Below are 17,807 nucleotides of genomic sequence, written 5' to 3'. Positions count from 1 at the left end.
TAGATGGAAATTATTCTGGGTGTGGTCATGTTCACCGTGATCCTGCTGGCCTTGGTGGCAGTCATTCTGTTCGCCAAGTCCAAGCTGGTGACCGCCGGTGACGTGACAATCAGCATCAACGGCGACCCGGCCAAGGCTGTGACCAGCCCGGCGGGTGGCAAGCTGCTCGGCGTGCTGGCCGGCAGCGGTATCTTCGTCTCCTCCGCCTGCGGCGGCGGCGGCTCCTGTGGTCAGTGCAAGGTACGGGTGAAATCCGGTGGCGGCGATATCCTGCCGACCGAGCTGGATCACATCAGCAAGGGCGAAGCCCGTCATGGCGAGCGTCTGGCCTGTCAGGTCACCGTTCGTTCCGACATGGACATCGAACTGCCGGAAGAGATCTTCGGGGTGAAGAAGTGGGACTGTACCGTCATCTCCAATGACAACAAGGCCACCTTCATCAAGGAGCTCAAGCTGCAGATCCCGGATGGCGAGAGCGTACCGTTCCGCGCCGGTGGTTATATCCAGATCGAAGCGCCGGCTCACCACGTGCAGTACAAGAACTTCGATATTCCCGAGGAGTATCGTGGTGACTGGGATCGCTTCAAGATCTTCGAGCTGGAGTCCAAGGTCAACGAGCCGATCATCCGTGCCTACTCCATGGCGAACTATCCGGAAGAGTTCGGCATCATCATGCTGAACGTGCGGATCGCGACCCCGCCGCCGAGCAACTGGACAGCACCTCCCGGCCAGATGTCCTCCTACATCTTCAGCCTGAAGGCTGGCGACAAGGTGACCATCTCAGGTCCGTTCGGCGAGTTCTTCGCCAAGGACACCGATGCCGAGATGGTGTTCATCGGTGGTGGTGCCGGTATGGCGCCGATGCGTTCCCACATCTTCGACCAGCTGCGCCGTCTGAAGACCAAGCGCAAGATGAGCTTCTGGTACGGTGCCCGTTCCAAGCGCGAGATGTTCTATGTCGAAGACTTCGACATGCTGCAGGCCGAGAACGACAACTTCCAGTGGCACGTCGCCCTGTCTGATCCGCAACCGGAAGACAACTGGGACGGCTACACCGGCTTCATCCACAACGTGCTGTTCGAGAACTATCTCAAGAACCACGAGGCGCCGGAAGATTGCGAGTTCTACATGTGCGGGCCTCCCGTCATGAACGCTGCCGTCATCAACATGCTGAAAAACCTCGGTGTTGAAGACGAAAACATCCTGCTGGATGACTTTGGTGGTTAATCAATGCACAGTGTTGTAAAGACCTGGCTAGCCTTCGGGCTAGCCTTTTTCTTGACTGGGTGCGGTCAGGAACAAGCGGTCCAATCGAAGCCGGAGATCCACATTACCGGCAGCACCATGGGTACCTATTACTCCATCAAGGTGGCGGACAGCGTCATCACGGATCCCGCCAAGTTCCAGGCCGAAGTAGATGTGCTGCTGGAGCGGGTCAACGATCAAATGTCGACCTACCGCCCGGATTCCGAGCTGTCGCGCTTCAATCAGCATCGTGGCTCGACTCCGGTGGTGGTCTCCCGCGATACCGCGCGGGTGGTGACCGAGGCCATTCACATTGGCCGTGAGAGCCGCGGGGCGCTGGACGTCACCGTCGGCCCCTTGGTCAATCTGTGGGGCTTCGGGCCCGATGCCAGACCGACCAAGATGCCCTCCGACGAGCTGATCACCCAGACTCGCCAGAAGACCGGACTCGGCAATCTGCACGTGATCACCTCGGCCGATGCCGATACCTTGCAAAAGGACATCCCGGATCTCTACGTGGATCTCTCCGCCATCGCCAAGGGCTTTGGGGTCGACAAGGTGGCCGAGTATCTGGAGTCCATGGGATCGCGCAACTATCTGGTGGAGATCGGCGGCGAGCTGCGGATCAACGGTGTCAACGGCAAGGGACATCCCTGGCGCGTCGCCATCGAGAAGCCGACCGCCAACGCCGGTTCGGTGCAGGAAGTGATCGTGGCCGGTGACAACGGGGTGGCTACCTCGGGCGAGTACCGCAACTATTACGAGCTGGACGGCAAGCGTTTCTCCCACACCATCGATCCCATGACCGGCAAGCCGATCCAGCATCGGATGGTGTCGGTGACCGTCATTCACCCCTCCTGCATGACCGCAGACGGGCTGGCGACCGTGTTCATGGTGCTCGGGCCCGAGAAGAGCCTGGCCTATGCCAAGGAGCGGGGCTTGGCTATCTTTGTGATCACCAAGACGGATGATGGTTTCGAGGAGTCCTACTCCGATGCCTTCAAACAGTATCTGGTTAGAAAATAAGGGGCGGTAACATGCAGATTTTTTTGATCACCTTCGGGGTATTTCTGGCGGTAGTGGTGGCCATGGCCATCGGTTACATCTTCCAGAAGAAGACCATCTCCGGCTCCTGCGGCGGGCTCGGCAGCATAGGTATCGAAAAAGAGTGTGATTGCCCGGAACCCTGTGACAACCGCAAGAAGAAGATGGCCAAGGAAGAGGCCCGTCGCAAGATGCTGGCGGAGAACCGGATCATCTGAGCGGACAGGGCGCCCAGTCGTACTCGACCCCGTGCCGGATAACCGACGGGCTGACCTGATGGTCAGCCCGTTATTTTTTGCAAAAGACTCAGTAGTCGTATTGCTGGCAGGCTTTCTTTTTGAACTCAGCCCGCCAGCGTGCCAGCTCCTCCCGGGTGCCCAGCTCGTCGCCCTGTTTGATGGCCTGCTCCAGCGCCGCGATGCGGTCATACAGCCAGCTGCATTCGGCGGTCGGGTTGTCCTTGCTGCTGCCCGGCTGTGCCAGCAGGCAGAGCCCCAATCCCAGCCAACCTATCTTCATCTCACCCTCCTTGCATGATGCGCTAACCAATGGTGCCTTAAGAGTCTATATCTGACCCTCATTTCATGCCGATGGCAGAAATGGCAGCACTGGGTTAGCATAGGCAGGTTACCTGTTTATTCGTACAGTGGTATGCGCAAGATCATTCACATCGACATGGACTGCTTCTATGCCGCGGTAGAGATGCGGGACAACCCGGCCCTGCGCGAGGTGCCGCTGGCCATCGGCGGCTCGGCTGACAGGCGCGGCGTCATCTCGACCTGCAACTATGTGGCGCGCCGCTTCGGGGTGCGCTCCGCCATGCCGAGCGCTCTGGCTCGCAAGCTCTGCCCGCCGCTGGTGCTCATTCCCGGTCGGATGGCGGTCTACAAGGAGGTTTCCCGTCAGCTGCGGGCCATCTTCCTGCGCTACACCGAGCAGGTGGAGCCGCTCTCCCTCGATGAGGCCTATCTCGATGTGACGATGAGCCCCTGCTGTGGTGGCAGTGCCACCCTGATGGCCCGCGAGATCCGCGCCGCGATCAATACCGAGCTGGGGCTGACCGGCTCGGCCGGGGTGGCGCCGAACAAGTTTCTGGCCAAGCTCGCCTCCGAGCAGCGCAAGCCGGATGGACTGTTCGTGATCCGCCCGCAGGAGGTGGATGAGTTCGTGCGCCAGCTGCCGCTTGGCAAGTTGCCCGGCATCGGCCGCAAGACCGCGGACCGGCTGGAGTCGCTCGGCCTTTACTCCTGCGAAGATGCCCGCCAGCTCGGCAATGAGGAGCTGATCGCCCGTTTCGGCAAGCTCGGGGAGATGCTGGCCGGGCGGATCTGGGGCCACGACGAGCAGCCGGTGCAGGCCCAGCGGGTGCGCAAGACCATCGGGGTGGAGACGACGCTCGCCAGCGACGTGCTGGATGAGGCCGCCTGCTGGCAGGTGCTCCGCCAGCTCATCCCCGAGCTGGAGCAGCGTTTCTCGGTCAGCCACGGCAAGGAGCAGCTGATGGGGCAGGGGATCAAGCTCAAGTTCGCCGATTTTCAGCAGACCACCGTCTACCGGCGCGGCGGTTACCAGCCGGAGCGGTTTCACGATCTGCTGCACGAAGGCTTGCTGCGGGCGCAGGGCAAACCCATTCGGCTACTGGGATTGGTGGTCGGCCTGCCCGCAGCCGGCGAAGTGAACCAACTTGCCCTGGATTTAGCGTGATAAGGTTAAGTTTTTGTTTCTAAAACCGATACACTGATCACATCTGTAAAAAGCTAGGAAATGGTGGCATGAGTTCTCTTTCTGTTCAGGGGCGGATCACCCTGATCGCCGGTTGTTGTTTGGTGGCCAGTGCCGGAGCCTTGGTGGCCTCTTCCCTCTTCAGTGCTGCCAACATGCAGGATCAGGTGCTGACCTCCACCACGGCGGAAGCCCAGAGTGCGGCCGAAAACTGGATGAAGGCGATGGGTTCCGAGCAGGCGGCCAAGGTGACCAGCTATCTGGACGAGGCCTACTTCCGGGCCACCCTACTGGGGCAGGGGATCCTGTTCCAGCGCAAGAATGCGGCCGACAATTTCGGCTCCTCCGAAACGCTGCGCACCGCCGTCAATCAGCAACTGCACGACGCGGCCGCCTCCTCTGACAACCTGCTCGGCGTCTATGCGGTGTTCGAGCCGGATCAGCTCGACGGTGAAGACAGCAATTATCACGGCTCCAGTGCGCTGGGCTCCAACGATCAGGGCCGCTTCTCCACCTACTGGGCGCGGGTCGACGGCAAGATAGAACCCGAGGTGCAAAACGAATCCGTGCTGGCGGACCAGAGCCCGACGGTGGCCGGCGGAGTGGAGAACGAGTGGTATCGCTGCAGCATCCGCAGCAAGGCGCTCTGTCTGCTGGAACCTTACCTCGATGATGTGGGCTCGCAGAAGGTGTTGATGACCTCGGTGACCGTGCCCCTGCTGGAGCAAGAGAAGCTGCTCGGCATGGTGGGCGTGGATATCTCGCTGACCGCGCTGCAGAGCCTGGTCAAGGAGATGGATCAGGAGCTCTACGAGGGGCAGGGCAAGGTGCTGCTGGTCAGCAGCCAGGGCCGTGTCGCCGGCGTGGACGGTTTTGATGTCACCCTGGGCAGCCCGCTCGGCCAGCAGTATCAGACCCTGGCCGGCGAGCTGCTGGGCTGGCTGGGTCAGGGACAGGTCAGCAGCCGCTGGAGTCCTGACGGCACCCTGCTGCAGACTTTCGTGCCGGTCAAGATGCGGGGCACCGAGCAGAAATGGGGCATCTACATCGAACTGCCGCGCAGCGTGGTGCTGGCGTCGGCCCTCCAGCTGCAGGACGAGCTCTCCGGTCAGGCCAGCCGCAGCGTGATGACCCAGCTGCTCATCGGCGGCCTCATCTCGGCGGTCGCGCTGATCTGCATCTGGCTGATGGCCCACCAGATAGTGGCCCCCATCCGCGCCGTGGTGGCCCGCCTCAAGGACATCGCCAGCGGCGAGGGGGACCTCACCCAGCGCATCGAGCTGCGCCGTGACGACGAGATTGGCGAGCTGGCCAAGTGGTTTAACAGCTTCCTCAACAAACTGCAGAGCACCATCAGCCAGGTCATCGATACCGTTGCTGGCACCCGGGCCAGCGCCGAACAGGCCGCCAGCGTTGCCGAGCGTACCAGTGCCGGCATGCAGGCCCAGTATCAGGAGGTGGATCTGGTGGCGACCGCGTTCGAGGAGCTGAGCGCCACCGCTCTGCAGGTAGCGGGCAATGCCAATTCGGCGGTGGCCGCGGCCAATCAGGCGGATACGGCGGCGCAGGAGGGCAAGTACGTGGTGGCGGATACCCAGGAGGCGATGCGCAAGCTGATGGCGGTGATCAGCGACGCCAAGCCGGTGGTGGAGCACCTGTCAGCCAACAGCGAGAACATCAACGACATTCTGGTGGTGATCCAGGGGATCGCCGAGCAGACCAACCTGCTGGCGCTCAATGCCGCCATCGAGGCGGCGCGGGCCGGTGAGCAGGGCCGTGGCTTTGCGGTGGTAGCGGACGAGGTGCGCAACCTGGCGGGTCGCACCCAGAACGCCATCGTCGAGATCCAGACCCTCATCGGCCAGCTGCAGTCCGGTACCGAGGCCGTGGTGAAGGCGATCATGACCGGCCACAGCCAGGCGGATCTGACGCTCACCAAGGTGGACTTGTCGGTCAGCGTGCTGGAGCAGATCATCCACGCGGTGGCGACCATCCATCAGATGAACGAGCAGATTGCCAGGGCGGCGCAGGAGCAGAGCGGGGTGGCGGACGAGATCAATCGCAACGTCAGCAACATTCGCGACGTGAGCCACACCATCCGTGCCGAGGCGGCCAGCTCCGCCGAAAACGGTCGCGAGTTGTCGGCGCTGGCCGACAAGCAGCAGCAACTGGTGGGGCAGTTCAAGGTATAGGGATAAGAAAAAAGGCGCCATCCAACCGGAGGCGCCAAACACATTCAGATGACAGACTGGGTTAAATCGGTCCGATTTAAACCCCTCTTCCCGCAGAGGAAGAAACACAACACCACAATCGCAGTCCAGTGACTCACAAAAATCACATGTAAACCAACATGGAAGAGAAAAAGTGAGCCATATGACAACGGATTGCGAAGCGAATTATGTTTATTCACTGGTCGACCCGCAACCGACAAATTATAATGCGGCCCATTAGAAAAACTCATCGTCGGCTGGTCTCATGTCTCGTCGTTTACCCCCGCTCAATGCACTGAAAGCATTCGAAGCCGCGGCTCGTCATTTAAGCTTCACCCGGGCTGCGGAAGAGCTTTTCGTGACCCAGGCCGCCATCAGTCACCAGATCAAGGCGCTGGAAGAGTACCTCGGCATCAAGCTGTTTCGCCGCAAGAACCGCTCCCTGCTGTTGACCGAGGAAGGGCAGGGCTACTTCCTCGACATCAAGGACATCTTCACCTCCATCTCGGAGGCGACCGACAAGCTGCTGGCGCGCAGCGCCAAGGGGGCGCTCACCGTCTCCCTGCAGCCGAGTTTCGCCATCCAGTGGCTGGTGCCCAGGCTGGTGAAGTTCAGCGAGCGCCACCCCGACATCGATGTGCGGATCAAGGCGGTGGACATGGACGAGGGCTCGCTCACCGACGATGTGGATGTGGCCATCTATTACGGCCGTGGCAACTGGCCTGGGCTACGCGCCGACAAGCTGCACACCGAGTATCTGATCCCGGTCTGTTCGCCGCTGCTGCTGACCGGCCCCAAGCCGCTGCGTACCCCGGACGATCTGACCCGCCACACCCTGCTGCACGACACCTCGCGCCGCGACTGGAAGGCCTGGTTTCGCCAGCTCGACATCGATGCGCCCAACGTCAATCAGGGGCCCATCTTCAGCCACTCCACCATGGTGATCCAGGCGGCCATTCACGGCCAGGGGGTGGCCCTTGGTCACAGCGTGCTGGCCCAGCCCGAAATAGAGGCCGGCCGCCTCATCTGCCCGTTCGAGCAGGTGCTGGTGAGCAAGAACGCCTTCTATCTGGTGTGCCAGGAGCAGCAGTCCGATCAGGGCAAGATAGTAGCCTTCCGCGACTGGATGCTGGAGCTGGTGGAGCAGGAGGAGGCCCGTCGCCGGGCACGGCTGGCCGATGCATGAGGTGATCCGGGAGGGGGCTGTCGATGCCCCTGTCCGCATTCTGCTGGCCCATGGCGCCGGCGCGGGCATGGAGCATGCCTTTCTGGCCGAGTTGTCGCGCCTGCTGGCCGGGCCGGACATCGAGGTGGTGCGCTTCAACTTCCCCTACATGAGCAAGCGTGCGCTGGATGGCAAACGCAGACCACCGGACAGGCAACCCGTGCTGCTGGCGCACTGGCGCCAGATGGCGAAGGAGTTTGCTCATCCCCGGCTGTTTCTGGCCGGCAAGTCGATGGGCGGGCGGATGGCGGCCGAACTCTATCAGGATGGCGAGGACGAGATGAATGCTGCAGGATTGCTCATTCTCGGGTATCCTTTCCACCCCCCGGCCAACCCCGACCGCTGGCGGGGTGACGTGCTCAAGCAGATCAAGACGCCGACCCTGCTGTTGCAGGGGGAGCGCGATACTTTCGGCACCCGTGCCGAACTGGCTGATTTTCCCTTCTCACCCGCCGTATCGGTCCATTGGCTGACCGATGGTGATCATGGCTTCAAACCGCGCAAGAGCAGCGGGGTGAGCGAGCAGGAGAACCTGCGGCAGGCGGCCGGGCAGATCAAGAACTTCATCGCGACCATCCCGACGTAAACGTGAGGATGGGAAGCGGAACGACGAGGAGGCAAGGGATGCAATTCCATCGACATTGGCTGGTGCTGGCGGGCGTGTTCGGCCTGACGGCAACCCTGCTGGGGGCCTACGGTGCCCATGGTCTGGCGGCCAGCGGGATCGAGCCTTCACGTCTGGCGGCGTTCAATACCGCCGTGCAGTATCAGTTTTTCCACGCCCTGGCCCTGTTGGTGCTGGGGTGGTGCGGTGTGCGCAGCAAGGTCATCACCTTTGCCGGCACCGCCTTCGTGCTGGGGATCCTGGGATTCTCCGGCAGTATTTATGCCATGGTGCTGCTCGGCAGCAAGGGGCTGGGGCTGATTACCCCGGCCGGTGGCCTCTGTTTTATGTTGGGATGGGCGGCTCTGATATGGGCTGGCTGTCGTCTTGGAGGAAAAAATGAATAATCTGCTGCTTTATTGCCGCCCCGGTTTTGAGAAAGAGGCGGCGGCAGAGATCACCGAGCGTGCCAGTAACATGCAGTGCTACGGTTTCGCCCGGGTCAAGGACGACAGCGGTTACGTGATATTCGAGCTGTATGACGAGGAGCAGGCCGATCTGCTGGCGCGCAAGTTGCCGTTCAGAGAGCTCATCTTCATTCGCCAGATGCTGGTGGTGACCCATGAGCTGAAGGATCTGGATCTGTCGGATCGCATCACCCCCATCCTGGAGGCGACCCGCGAGTACGCCATCTGCGGCGATCTGCGGGTGGAAACCGCCGATACCAACGAGGCAAAAGAGCTGTCGGCCTTCTGCCGCAAGTTCACCGTGCCGCTGCGCCAGGCGCTGCGTGGCAACGAGTTGCTGACCAAGAAGGAGACGCCGCACCGGCCGGTGTTCCACGCCTTCTTCCTGGCCAATGATCACGTGTTGCTGGGTTACTCCTACTCCTTCAACAACTCCGAATTCCACATGGGCATCCCGCGTCTGCGCTGCCCGGCCGATGCCCCGAGCCGCTCCAGCCTTAAGCTGGAAGAGGCCTTCTACGTGTTCGTGCCGCGGGAAGAGTGGGACCTGCGCCTCACCTCCGGCATGAAGGCCGTCGACCTGGGCGCCTGCCCGGGTGGCTGGACCTATCAGCTGGTACGTCGCGGCATGATGGTGACGGCGGTGGACAACGGCATGATGGCCCAGTCCCTGATGGATACCGGTCAGGTCAAGCACATCCGCGATGATGGTTTCGTGTGGCGTCCGAGCAAGAAGAACACCTATTGGCTGGTGTGCGACATGGTGGACAAGCCGGCGCGGGTCACCCACATGATCGCCGACTGGTTCCGGGAGAGCGATTGCCAGGAGGCGATGTTCAACCTCAAGCTGCCGATGAAGAAGCGCTACGCCGAGGCAGTGCACAACATCGAGGTGCTGCGCGAGCTGCTCAAGGAGATCGACAATGCCTTCGTGATCCAGGCCAAGCAGCTCTATCACGATCGCGAAGAGATCACGGTGCACGTCTACAACAAGTACTGGGTTTCCAAGCTCTCCGCCAAGGAGTAATTGCTTAGCGGCAAACCACTGACCACGAGGCCGACAACCCACGGGTTGTCGGCCTTGTGATTTCAGCGCCATCAGAAACGGTAATCGAAACGCAGCGAGGATTCGCCGTCGGTGAGCTTGAGCTCGATGTCGAGCGGTATGGTGCGATCGGTCGGGCTGAACTCCAGCTTCACCCCGTTGCCGCGCAGCTTGATGGAGGTATTCATGCCGGCGGTCTTGAACTTGATCCTGGGTTTGTGCTGCTCGAAGGAGAGGCTCACGCTCTTCTCGGCGGTCAGGTTCAGTTTCTGGTAGGGAGTGACCTGACTGTTGCCATCGCTGTCGGTCACGACATCCATCCCGAAGGAGAGCGGTTTGGGTGCCTTGAGCAGGTCGTTGGTATCCACGTTGGAGCGCCAGACCTGGCTTGCCTGCTGGGAAGAGGGGGGCAATTGCGGCCAGGCATTCTCGAGCGGTCTGTCTACTGCCATGGCGTTGCTGCTGATGAGCAGCAGGGTAACGATAGCGCGCATAATGGATCTCCTTATCCCTTATCTATTGAACATAGTAGCCAATCGACAAAGGGGGGAGAGCGCCGCGAGATAAAACAAAGGGAGCCGAAGCTCCCTTTTAAAATCAATATCTTGGGTGTTATTGCAAACGGTCGATGATGGATTGGGTGAACTCGCTGGTGGAAGCGGTGCCCCCCAGATCCCGGGTCACCCGGTCGCCTGATTCGATGGTGGCGCGTACCGCCTCACGGATCCGTTCGGCCTTGTCCTGCATGCCCAGATACTCCAGCATCTGGATGGAGGCGAGGATCACCGAGGTCGGGTTGGCGATGTTCTTGCCGGCGATATCCGGCGCCGAGCCGTGCACCGCTTCGAAGATGGCGGCGCCATCGCCGATATTGGCGCCAGGCGCCATTCCTAAGCCCCCCACCAGACCGGCACACAGGTCCGACAGGATGTCGCCGAACAGGTTGGTGGTGACCATGACGTCGAAGCGCTCCGGGTACATCACCAGGTTCATGCAGGCGGCATCGACGATCATCTCTTCGCTCTGGATGTCCGGGTAGCGGCTGGCCACTTCACGGGCCACTTCCAGGAACAGGCCGGAGGTGGACTTGAGGATGTTGGCCTTGTGGATGATGGTGACTTTCTTGCGTCCTTCCTGGCGCGCCAGCTCGAAGGCGAACTTGACGATGCGTTCCGCCCCTTCGCGGGTGATGATGCTCATCGCCTCGGCGCTCTTGTTGTCGTCGCTGCGCTTCTGACCGGCGCCCGAATACATGCCTTCGGTGTTCTCGCGTACCGTGATGATGTCGATGTTGTCGTAACGGCTGCGGGTCCCCTTGAAGGAGAGCACCGGGCGGACGTTGGCGTAGAGGTTGAATTTCTTGCGCAGGGAGACGTTGATGGAGGTGAAGCCACCGCCGACCGGAGTGGTGAGCGGGCCCTTCAGGCTGACCTTGTTCTTCTCGATGAGATCCAGCGTCGCCTGGGGCAGCAGCTCGCCGTGCTTCTCCAGCGCCACCAGGCCGGCGTCTGCGTATTCGTATTCGAAGTCACAACCGGCGTGGGTCAGGATCTGGATGGCGGATTCGATGATGCTGGGGCCGATGCCGTCGCCCGGGATGACGGTAATTTTTCTTTTTGACATGAGACGTATCCACTTCTAGGGAACAGAGGGGGAGGATTCGGCGGTTTTATACCATTTCTACACCTAACCCTCCATGTTTCTTTACATTCTATCTGTTTTTGTCAACAGCGAGAGTGAGTCCGGTCATGGTTGGCGGTTTCGCTTTATCAGGCTTCGGGAGCCGGTGGGTAGCGGATCTCCCGCAGGTTGAAGCCGAGCGGAATGTCCCGCTGCAGGCGCACCAGCCGTTGGGCCAGCAGGGCCTCATCCTGGTGCTGGCGCAGCTTGAGCAGCGCCTTGGCGGCGTCTTCCTGCTGGCAGGCCGCCAGCAGGCTGGCCAGATCGCCGTATTGCTGCAGCAGCTGGGTGGCGGTCTTGGGGCCGATGCCGGGCACCCCCTTGATGTTGGAGCCGCCGATGCCGGTGAGAGCCCAGAAATCCACCAGTTGCGTCGGCGCCACCCCGTACTGTTGCTCGACGAAGGCGGCATCCAGCCAGCGCTTGTTGAAGTAGTCGCGGATCTGGATCTGCGGGCAGATGAGCTGGCAGAACCCCTTGTCGGTGGAGATGATGGTGGCTCTGGCACCGTGCTGGGCAATGCCGCTGGCGAGGGTGGCGATGAGATCATCTGCCTCGTCGGTCTGGGAGAGCAGGGCGTCCACGCCGCACTCCCAGAACGCATCCTGCAACTCGTTCAAACCCTCGCGCAGCTCGGTCGGCATGGGGGTTCGCCCCTCCTTGTACGCCGGGTAGACCTCTTTGCGCCAGCTGTGCACCTCGCCGTCAAACACCGCGATGACGTGGGTCGGCTCACTGGCGGCCAGCAGCTTGCGGCAGGTGTTGATGAGGTTGGCACGGGTGGCGATCAACGCCTGGGCCGGGGTCAGCGCCTGCTGGGCCTGAACCGCGTGCAGCCGGCGAATGAGATTGAGGGCATCGATGATGAGCAGGTGTGGCCTTGGGTTTGACATGGGGCACTCTTGGCAGTCGGGACGCCCCATTGTAACAAACCAGCGGGCTCGATGGGGGATTGATGGCCGCGGGCATCCCCTGCGACAAAAAAGGGGCGCCATGCGCCCCTCGTTTCAGCTGTGCTGTCCGTCAGCGCACGATTTCATAGCAGGGCACATACTGGCTGCCCGGCAGCTTCATACGTTGCTGCTTGACGAAGCTCTCCAGCAGTTTGTCCATCAGGTGCATCAGCTCCTTGTCGCCGTGCAGCTTGAAGGGGCCCTTCTTCTCGATGGCGCGGATGCCCCCTTCCTTGACGTTGCCGGCGACGATGCCGGAGAAGGCACGGCGCAGGTTGGCCGCCAGCAGCTGGGGCGGCTGGTTGCGGTGAAGGTCGAGGCTGGCCATGTTGGCGTGATCCGGCTCGAACGGCAGCTGGAACTCCGGCTCGATCTTGAGCGACCAGTTGAAGGAGTAGGCATCGCCGACCGATTTGCGGTATTCGCGGATCTTCGGCATCGCCTCTTTCATGACCCGGGCCACTTCCGGGGCATCGCCGACGATGATCCGGTAGAGGCTGGTGGCCGGCTCGCCCAGGGTCGCCTTGACGAAGTCGTCGATGGCGCGGAAGTAATCGGCGCTCTCCTTCGGGCCGGTCAGGATGATCGGCATGGGCTGCCGTTCGTTGGCCGGGTGCATCATGATGCCGAGCAGGTAGAGCAGCTCTTCGGCGGTACCGACCCCGCCCGGGAAGATGATGATGCCGTGGCCGAGGCGCACGAAGGCCTCCAGCCGCTTCTCGATGTCCGGCAGGATCACCAGCTCGTTGACGATGGGGTTGGGCGGCTCGGCGGCGATGATGGAAGGCTCGGTGAGGCCGATGTAGCGGCCGTTGCGCACCCGCTGCTTGGCGTGGCCGACAGCGGCGCCCTTCATCGGGCCCTCCATGGCTCCCGGGCCGCAGCCGGTGCAGATGTTGAGTTCACGCAGGCCCAGCTCGCTGCCCACCGCGCGGGTGTACTGGTACTCGATCTCGTTGATGGAGTGACCGCCCCAGCAGACCACCAGATTGGGGTCAGCGCCCGGCAGGATCGCCTTGGCGTTGCGCAGGATGGCGAACACCACGTTGGAGATGTGGGTGGAGCTGGTCAGGTTGACCAGCCGGTTGGACTCCAGCTGGGTCGACACGTAGAGGATGTCGCGCAGGACGGAGAACAGGTGCTCCTGAATGCCGCGGATGATCTCGCCATCGACGAAGGCGTGCTCGGGGGCGTTGAACAGCTCGAGCTTGACCCCGCGCTCGCGCCGGATCACATGAATATCGAAGGATTTGAAGCGCTCCAGTATCTCTTTGGAGCTGTCGGTATGGCTGCCGGAGTTGAGTACCGCCAGCGAGCAGTTGCGAAACAGTTGATAGATATCGCTGGAAGCGGTTTGCTTGAGGCGGTCCACCTCGAGCTGGGACAGCAAGTCCATGCTGCCGACTGGATTGATGTGCGTAATCATAGGTTCCCCTTTCACTCGCTTGTTATCGTTGTGCTTTTCCCTGGGGAGAAAACGGGATGCCCTGTGGCATCCCTTGAATTTGATAGTAGATGTAAGCGGTGGGGCAGGGGAATAGGGGGAAAGTGCGTTTGCTGCTTTTTTAGTCGCCGATCAGGCCAGATTGACCTGATCCCGACCCGAGTTCTTGGAGCTGTAGAGTGCCTTGTCGGCCCGCTCGAACGCGTCCGTGGTGTGATCCCCCTCCCTAAACAGGGTGGCACCGATGGAGATGGTGATCTCGACCCTGGCATCGCGAAAACGGAACGGAATGCTCTTGATGGTCTGGCGCAAGGTCTCCAGCGGCTTCTGGAACTTGTCCGGGTTGATGTTCGGCAGCAGCACCACGAACTCCTCGCCACCGAAGCGGGCGATGAAGTCGGTGTCGCGCAGGGCCCCCTGCAGCGCCTTGGCCACCACCTTCAACGCCTTGTCGCCGGCCATGTGGCCGTAGTTGTCGTTGATGTGCTTGAAGTGGTCGATATCGATGATGGCCAGGCACAGCGGCGTGTTGTAACGCAGCCAGCGCTTGTATTCGAGCTCGAGCCGCTCGTCGAGGGCCGCCCGGTTGTGCACCTGGGTCAGGCTGTCGAGGAACAGCTTGTGTTTCTGGATGGTGAGCCGCTTCTTGTATTCGGCGGTCTCCTCCTTCATCAGCCGCAGCTTGGCCTCCATGGTGGAGAGACGGGTCAGCAGGTGGCGCTCGCGGGCGGCCATGGCCTCCCTGTCCTGCAGCAGCAAGTTGATGGCCCCCATGTGACCGGAGATGGCCCCCTTGAGGTCATCAATGGTGTCATGGCTGGCCAGGGTGTGATCGATGGCCTTGAGCTCCCTGTCGATGGCCTTGCGGGTATCCAGGGTGGCGCTTTGCAGGGCGCGCCCCTCGTCGAGGGATTCGGTGAAGCTGAAGTGGACCGCCGAGAGGCTCTCGTTGAGGGTGCTGAGAAACGCTTGGGAGGCTTTGCGCTCCTCGCGGGTGCCCTCGATGATGAGCTCGATCACCTGCAGGCAGATCTCCGCCAGCAGGGGAGGGGTGATGCCATTGAGCAGCTGGCGGCGAATGTCCGCCAGGCTCTCGCCGACGGCGCCGGCAAAGTCGAGCTCGGTGATGAGCCGCTGCAGCTCGTCGGCGATGTGGGCATGTACCTTGACGTCAAAGGGGGCGCCCGGCTCCGGCGTGGCTAGGTCGGTGGCCGTTTCTGCCTGGTTGCCGGCGGGTGTGCTCTGGGCCAGCAGGGGCTGGGTGGGCAGCAGCTGGATCTTGATGGCCTGCTGGTAGAACTCCAGCAACCGGATCACCTTCTTCTGGTGATCGCCGATGCCATAGCCATCCGGGCTTGCCAGAAACTCCTTGAGGGATTTGCGGGTCTCCTCCGGGAAGCCCTTGAGGGCCTTGAGCTGCTTGCTGCCGAGCTCGATGGTGGACTTGGTCAGGGAGATGGACTCTTCCAGCGCATTGCCGTGCTGCTGCAGCAGCTTCTCGATGACGGCGAGGTCGGCATCGAGGGAGGAGAGCGGCGGGTTGCCATCGAGTTTCTGCTTGAGCTTGGCAAGCTTGTTGTCCAGCTCGCGATCGTGGCCGCGACAGGCCTGCATCAGCTTGGCGATGAACTGGATGCTGCGGGCGCGTTCGGTGTCGGAGAAAGAGACGACGCCGTCCAGCTCCAGCTGCTTTTGCTGAAGGGATTCCCTGAGTCTGGCCAATTGTCCGGCTACGGCAGCGATATCATTCATTATTCAGGTCGCCCTGTTGTCATTATCGTTGTTGTGTTGGATAGCAACAGCGGTCGAACCCAGTTCCAGACCCAGTTGATTATCTATTTGTCATTGATCAACCGGCGCTTTCGTCCGTGAAAGTCGAAGCCAATTAACCCATTGCTTTTCATGAGAAGAATTTACTTTTACCAGTCCCTTGTCAATTGCCATCAAGCAGCATTGCCACACATCCCCATTAAAAAATGCGGCCTGCTGGCAATCGATGGCGGCCAGCTCCAGCCAGACGCTTTGCTGGTGTTTTTCGCTGAGCTGAATGGCTCCTGCCAGGGCCAGATAACAGAGGTCGAACAGGCCGTGATGATCGAGGGCGGTGGCCGCCTTGGGCAGGAAGGGGTGGCTGACGATGCCGAGGCTGATGTGGCGATCGAGCGGGTGCTGGCAGGGGAATTCGGCCAGTGCCGCGAGCAGTTCGCGGGCCAGTCGGTGCAGGTCTTCCACATGGCGCTGGGGCACCACATAGAGCAGGTGGCCTTCACGCAGGTCGTAGATGCGGCCATCCTGCGGGGTGAGGCCGTTGACGTAGGCGCCGAAGGCCTGCTCTATCTCGCGACTCACCTGATAACCGTGCTGTTCCAGGCTGTTGACCAGGAAGGGCACCCGAAACAGCAGGTAATGCAACTTGTCGTCGAACTCGCTGGTGGGCAGCTCGCTTAAATACCAGCGCTCGGATTTTTGCTGGCGCTTGGCCATCTCCCGCGGCCAGCGGCTCATCAGTCGCTGCCAGTTGGCCAGCCCGGTGCGTGGCTCGAGCAGCAGCGCCTCGCCCAGCTGTTTGCCCTGCAGACGGGCGACCCGCAGCTTGAGCCAGAGGGTGAAGAACAGATAGATGAACAGGGTCAGCAACAGACCGGTCACCACGCTCGACCAGAGGTAGCGATCCTGCTGATGCTTGCTGGTGCTCAGCTGCTGCTGCAGCTCCTTGATCTGCTGCTCCCGCTCCACCTGGGCGTAGTTGTCGCGGATCGCCTCCTGCTCCAGATCGACCTGCTGCTGGCGGACCTGCTCGCTGCGCTGGTGGAAATTCTTGTAGCTGTCCAGCGCCTGCTGCAGATAGCCCTTCTGCTCGTAGGCCGCCGAGAGCAGGCGGAAGATCTCGAACTGGCGCTGGGCGTCGCCGATCTGGTTGGCCAGTGCCAGCGCGTTTTCCAGCTGCAGGATGGCGATGCCCGCCTCCTTCTGCTTGAGGTGCAGCTCACCCAGCAGCAGCAGGGTGTCGATCAGCGGCTCCTTGTCGTCCCCCAGCTCGTGGGACTGGCGGGCCGCGGTGAGGTAGTTGCGGGCCAGGGTCAGGTTGCCGGTTTCCAGATAGGTTTTGCCTATCTCGTACTTGAGGTGGGCGATGCGGGTGCGGTTGTTGCCCTCGTCCAGCAGATCCAGGGCATTGAAGAAGTAGACCAGCGCCATGTTCATCTCGCCCTGTTCCCGGTTGAGGCGGGCCAGCACGATGAGGGCGTCGCTCAGCAGGGAGGGATTGCCGAGGGCATGGAAGTAGTTGGCCGCCTCGTTGGCGTATTGCAGCGCCTTCTGCGGCTCCTGCTCCTCCTGATAGAGGTTCACTATCTGGTTAGACAGCAGGCCGAGAAACAGTGGATCCTGCAACCCTCTGGCCTGCTGCTGGGCATCGATGTAGTCGCCCAGCGAGAGCTGGGGCTGCTTGAGGGCGTGGTAGAGGTCGCCGCTCACCGCGCTGACCCAGGCGCTGGCCAGCGGATTCTTGGTCTGATCCGCCCAGCGGCGAGCTTCGGCCAGCTGACGCTTGGCCTCGTCGAACTGGTGCGCCTCTATGCTGGCGTTGGTGCGCAGCAGCCGGCTGTAAACCTGCAGCTGGCTCTCTTTCAGGCTGGGGGTACTGAGCAGGGTCTCCAGCTGACCGAGCAGGCCGCCGCTGGCGCCGTGGGAACGCTCCTGCAGGTTCTGGCTGCGGATCTTCAGATAGAGGCCGTGGGCCTGCAGCTCCAGTTGCTGCTCTTTGGCCGCCATGGCGATGCCCTGATCGAGGGATTTCTGCGCCGCCTGGAACTGGCCAAGCTGCAGCAGGCACTCCCCCTTGAGCAGGTGGGCACCGGTGGCCTGGGCGGCGGTGCCATAGCTCAGCAGCGGCTCCCGATAGCCGTACTCTTGGCGATTGCTGATGATTTGCTTGGGATTATTGGCCGTGCGGGTGAGGAAGGCGGAGGTGATCTGCACGCATCTGGCGGGATCGGTCAGCACCAGGGTCTGGGCCTGTTGCAGATCGATGGACAACTGCTCCTTGGCCAGATCCAGATCAGGAGCCGACAGGGAGGACATCATCATTGCCAGAAAAAACAGTTGATTCATTGGATTAAGGGCAGCACGGGAGTGAGGGCATGTTATCCAAGCCCGCCCCCGTGCG

At 61.6% G+C, this 17,807-nt stretch carries 16 protein-coding genes; 9 read left to right on the top strand and 7 right to left on the bottom strand.

The features are described 5' to 3' along the window. Window positions 1-3 precede the first annotated feature (3 nt). The 3 genes from nqrF to nqrM are packed head-to-tail and all read left to right on the top strand — an operon-like array spanning window position 4 to window position 2,507. On the top strand, window positions 4-1,227 hold the full coding sequence (gene nqrF, locus PG900_RS08550) for an NADH:ubiquinone reductase (Na(+)-transporting) subunit F (RefSeq protein WP_011705064.1): 1,224 nt from the start codon (window positions 4-6) through the stop codon (window positions 1,225-1,227). A gap of 3 nt (window positions 1,228-1,230) precedes the next feature. Then, entirely contained in the window at window positions 1,231-2,271 is a 1,041-nt protein-coding gene (locus PG900_RS08545) for an FAD:protein FMN transferase (RefSeq protein ID WP_270831265.1), read from the top strand. Window positions 2,272-2,282: 11 nt separating this feature from the next. Continuing rightward, a complete protein-coding gene (gene nqrM, locus PG900_RS08540) occupies window positions 2,283-2,507 on the top strand; it encodes a (Na+)-NQR maturation NqrM (protein ID WP_011705066.1) in 225 nt (74 codons plus the stop codon). An 88-nt stretch (window positions 2,508-2,595) separates the two neighbouring features. Here the strand turns inward: nqrM and PG900_RS08535 are convergent, their stop codons facing one another. Next, the gene (locus tag PG900_RS08535) at window positions 2,596-2,808 is read right to left on the bottom strand and encodes a hypothetical protein (RefSeq protein ID WP_029301604.1); all 213 of its coding nucleotides are present in this window, start codon (window positions 2,806-2,808) and stop codon (window positions 2,596-2,598) included. 132 nt (window positions 2,809-2,940) lie between these two features. On the opposite strand from PG900_RS08535, the gene dinB reads away from it, so the two are divergent. From dinB to rlmM, 6 genes are all read left to right on the top strand, one after another. Further along, window positions 2,941-3,993 carry a DNA polymerase IV gene (dinB, locus tag PG900_RS08530; protein ID WP_270799522.1) on the top strand — a complete coding sequence of 351 codons (1,053 nt, stop codon included), beginning with the start codon at window positions 2,941-2,943 and terminating at the stop codon, window positions 3,991-3,993. A 68-nt stretch (window positions 3,994-4,061) separates the two neighbouring features. Continuing rightward, window positions 4,062-6,203 carry a methyl-accepting chemotaxis protein gene (locus PG900_RS08525; protein WP_270831264.1) on the top strand — a complete coding sequence of 714 codons (2,142 nt, stop codon included), beginning with the start codon at window positions 4,062-4,064 and terminating at the stop codon, window positions 6,201-6,203. A 283-nt stretch (window positions 6,204-6,486) separates the two neighbouring features. Beyond that, entirely contained in the window at window positions 6,487-7,407 is a 921-nt protein-coding gene (locus tag PG900_RS08520; RefSeq protein ID WP_005303519.1) for a transcriptional regulator GcvA, read from the top strand. Then, the gene (locus PG900_RS08515) at window positions 7,400-8,032 is read left to right on the top strand and encodes an alpha/beta fold hydrolase (protein ID WP_257688779.1); all 633 of its coding nucleotides are present in this window, start codon (window positions 7,400-7,402) and stop codon (window positions 8,030-8,032) included. Before PG900_RS08520 ends, PG900_RS08515 begins: the two co-directional genes overlap by 8 nt. Window positions 8,033-8,070: 38 nt before the next feature. Next, window positions 8,071-8,457 (top strand): DUF423 domain-containing protein, encoded by a 387-nt coding sequence (locus tag PG900_RS08510; RefSeq protein ID WP_011705071.1) that lies wholly within the window; start codon window positions 8,071-8,073, stop codon window positions 8,455-8,457. Further along, window positions 8,450-9,544 carry a 23S rRNA (cytidine(2498)-2'-O)-methyltransferase RlmM gene (rlmM, locus tag PG900_RS08505; RefSeq protein ID WP_270799510.1) on the top strand — a complete coding sequence of 365 codons (1,095 nt, stop codon included), beginning with the start codon at window positions 8,450-8,452 and terminating at the stop codon, window positions 9,542-9,544. Before PG900_RS08510 ends, rlmM begins: the two co-directional genes overlap by 8 nt. A 71-nt stretch (window positions 9,545-9,615) precedes the next feature. Here rlmM and PG900_RS08500 read toward each other — a convergent pair whose 3' ends face one another. The 6 genes from PG900_RS08500 to PG900_RS08475 form a co-directional block, all read right to left on the bottom strand. After that, a complete protein-coding gene (locus PG900_RS08500; RefSeq protein WP_270831263.1) occupies window positions 9,616-10,056 on the bottom strand; it encodes a hypothetical protein in 441 nt (146 codons plus the stop codon). A 118-nt stretch (window positions 10,057-10,174) separates the two neighbouring features. Continuing rightward, window positions 10,175-11,185 (bottom strand): isocitrate dehydrogenase, encoded by a 1,011-nt coding sequence (locus PG900_RS08495; protein WP_252451394.1) that lies wholly within the window; start codon window positions 11,183-11,185, stop codon window positions 10,175-10,177. A gap of 146 nt (window positions 11,186-11,331) precedes the next feature. Beyond that, the gene (xni, locus tag PG900_RS08490) at window positions 11,332-12,135 is read right to left on the bottom strand and encodes a flap endonuclease Xni (protein WP_162902007.1); all 804 of its coding nucleotides are present in this window, start codon (window positions 12,133-12,135) and stop codon (window positions 11,332-11,334) included. 130 nt (window positions 12,136-12,265) lie between these two features. Beyond that, on the bottom strand, window positions 12,266-13,621 hold the full coding sequence (ppnN, locus tag PG900_RS08485) for a nucleotide 5'-monophosphate nucleosidase PpnN (RefSeq protein ID WP_011705076.1): 1,356 nt from the start codon (window positions 13,619-13,621) through the stop codon (window positions 12,266-12,268). A gap of 150 nt (window positions 13,622-13,771) precedes the next feature. Continuing rightward, a complete protein-coding gene (locus tag PG900_RS08480; RefSeq protein WP_101614535.1) occupies window positions 13,772-15,391 on the bottom strand; it encodes a GGDEF domain-containing protein in 1,620 nt (539 codons plus the stop codon). Window positions 15,392-15,481: 90 nt separating this feature from the next. Then, the gene (locus tag PG900_RS08475) at window positions 15,482-17,752 is read right to left on the bottom strand and encodes a hypothetical protein (RefSeq protein ID WP_017408616.1); all 2,271 of its coding nucleotides are present in this window, start codon (window positions 17,750-17,752) and stop codon (window positions 15,482-15,484) included. Between the last annotated feature and the right edge of the window lie 55 nt (window positions 17,753-17,807).

It is taken from the genome of Aeromonas sp. QDB03 (assembly GCF_027707985.1).
Classification (GTDB): domain Bacteria; phylum Pseudomonadota; class Gammaproteobacteria; order Enterobacterales; family Aeromonadaceae; genus Aeromonas; species Aeromonas hydrophila.
Note: the sequence above shows the minus strand (reverse complement) of the source record. Positions and strands in the feature narration are given on the sequence as shown.

Coding starts and splice junctions, on each gene's coding strand:
- nqrF (WP_011705064.1), top strand. CDS start 4: ATGGAAATTATTCTGGGTGTGGTCATGTTCACCGTGATCCTGCTGGCC.
- PG900_RS08545 (WP_270831265.1), top strand. CDS start 1,231: ATGCACAGTGTTGTAAAGACCTGGCTAGCCTTCGGGCTAGCCTTTTTC.
- nqrM (WP_011705066.1), top strand. CDS start 2,283: ATGCAGATTTTTTTGATCACCTTCGGGGTATTTCTGGCGGTAGTGGTG.
- PG900_RS08535 (WP_029301604.1), bottom strand. CDS start 2,808: ATGAAGATAGGTTGGCTGGGATTGGGGCTCTGCCTGCTGGCACAGCCG.
- dinB (WP_270799522.1), top strand. CDS start 2,941: ATGCGCAAGATCATTCACATCGACATGGACTGCTTCTATGCCGCGGTA.
- PG900_RS08525 (WP_270831264.1), top strand. CDS start 4,062: ATGAGTTCTCTTTCTGTTCAGGGGCGGATCACCCTGATCGCCGGTTGT.
- PG900_RS08520 (WP_005303519.1), top strand. CDS start 6,487: ATGTCTCGTCGTTTACCCCCGCTCAATGCACTGAAAGCATTCGAAGCC.
- PG900_RS08515 (WP_257688779.1), top strand. CDS start 7,400: ATGCATGAGGTGATCCGGGAGGGGGCTGTCGATGCCCCTGTCCGCATT.
- PG900_RS08510 (WP_011705071.1), top strand. CDS start 8,071: ATGCAATTCCATCGACATTGGCTGGTGCTGGCGGGCGTGTTCGGCCTG.
- rlmM (WP_270799510.1), top strand. CDS start 8,450: ATGAATAATCTGCTGCTTTATTGCCGCCCCGGTTTTGAGAAAGAGGCG.
- PG900_RS08500 (WP_270831263.1), bottom strand. CDS start 10,056: ATGCGCGCTATCGTTACCCTGCTGCTCATCAGCAGCAACGCCATGGCA.
- PG900_RS08495 (WP_252451394.1), bottom strand. CDS start 11,185: ATGTCAAAAAGAAAAATTACCGTCATCCCGGGCGACGGCATCGGCCCC.
- xni (WP_162902007.1), bottom strand. CDS start 12,135: ATGTCAAACCCAAGGCCACACCTGCTCATCATCGATGCCCTCAATCTC.
- ppnN (WP_011705076.1), bottom strand. CDS start 13,621: ATGATTACGCACATCAATCCAGTCGGCAGCATGGACTTGCTGTCCCAG.
- PG900_RS08480 (WP_101614535.1), bottom strand. CDS start 15,391: ATGAATGATATCGCTGCCGTAGCCGGACAATTGGCCAGACTCAGGGAA.
- PG900_RS08475 (WP_017408616.1), bottom strand. CDS start 17,752: ATGAATCAACTGTTTTTTCTGGCAATGATGATGTCCTCCCTGTCGGCT.